Annotated in this window: 1 protein-coding gene; it reads right to left on the reverse strand. The window is 68.3% G+C overall.

What is annotated here, in order from left to right; all coding sequences use genetic code 11:
* The coding region (gene ftsH / locus AC0QTX_RS27455; RefSeq protein WP_474606956.1) for an ATP-dependent zinc metalloprotease FtsH at nucleotides 1–1,352 on the reverse strand (1,352 nt) is incomplete at both ends.

The following is a 1,352-nucleotide window of genomic DNA, read 5'->3' on the forward strand; positions in this document are numbered from 1 at the left end:
GCATCCCCTGCGTCGCGGACGGGGGGCTGGCCGTCGAGGAGGTTGCGGATCTCCTCGCCCGACAGGGTCTCGTACTCCAGCAGACCCCGGGCCAGGGCCTCAAGCTCGTGCTGCTTCTCGGTGAGAATGCGCCGGGCATCGTTGAGCCCGTCCTCCACCAGACGGCGCACCTCCGAGTCGATCTTCTGGGACGTCGCCTCCGAGATGTTCTGCTGGCGCCCCATGGACATGCCGAGGAACACCTCGTCCTGGTTCTCCCCGTAGGCCACCGTGCCAAGCTCGGGCGAGAAGCCCCACTTGGTCACCATCATGCGGGCCAGACGCGTGGCCTGCTCGATGTCCGACTGCGCCCCGGAGGTCACCTTGTCGCGCCCGAAGATCATCTCCTCGGCAATGCGCCCGCCCATCATGATCGCCAGCCGCGAGGTCATCTGCTCGTAGCTCATGGACAGCTTGTCCCGCTCGGGCAGCTGCATGACCATGCCCAGGGCACGGCCGCGGGGAATGATCGTGGCCTTGTGCACCGGATCGGTGGCCGGCACGTTGAGCGCCACCACCGCATGGCCGGCCTCGTGGTAGGCGGTCAGGCGCTTCTCGTCGTCGGTCATCACCAGGGTGCGGCGCTCGGCGCCCATCATCACCTTGTCCTTGGCGTCCTCGAACTCCTTCATGGTCACAATGCGCTTGCCGCGCCGGGCCGCCAGCAGCGCCGCCTCGTTGACCAGGTTCATCAGGTCCGCGCCCGAGAAGCCGGGGGTGCCCCGGGCAATCACCTTCAGGTCCACGTCGGGCGCCAGCGGCACCTTGCGCACGTGAACGCGCAGGATCTTCTCGCGGCCGACCACGTCCGGGTTGGGCACCACGATCTGGCGGTCGAAGCGGCCCGGACGCAGCAGCGCCGGATCGAGCACGTCGGGCCGGTTGGTGGCCGCAATGATGATCACGCCCTCGTTGGCCTCGAAGCCGTCCATCTCGACCAGCAGCTGATTGAGGGTCTGCTCGCGCTCGTCGTTGCCGCCGCCGAGACCCGCGCCGCGATGGCGGCCGACCGCGTCGATCTCGTCGATGAAGATGATGCAGGGCGCGTTCTTCTTGGCCTGCTCGAACATGTCGCGCACGCGGGAGGCGCCGACGCCCACGAACATCTCGACGAAGTCGGAGCCCGAGATGGTGAAGAACGGCACGTTGGCCTCGCCTGCCACGGCCCGGGCCGTGAGGGTCTTGCCGGTGCCGGGCGGGCCGACCAGCAGCACGCCGCGGGGAATGCGCCCGCCGAGGCGCTGGAACTTCTGCGGATCGCGCAGAAACTCCACCACCTCCTGCAGATCCTCCTTGGCCTCGTCAATGCCCGC

This window comes from Microvirga sp. jy35, from assembly GCF_056148915.1.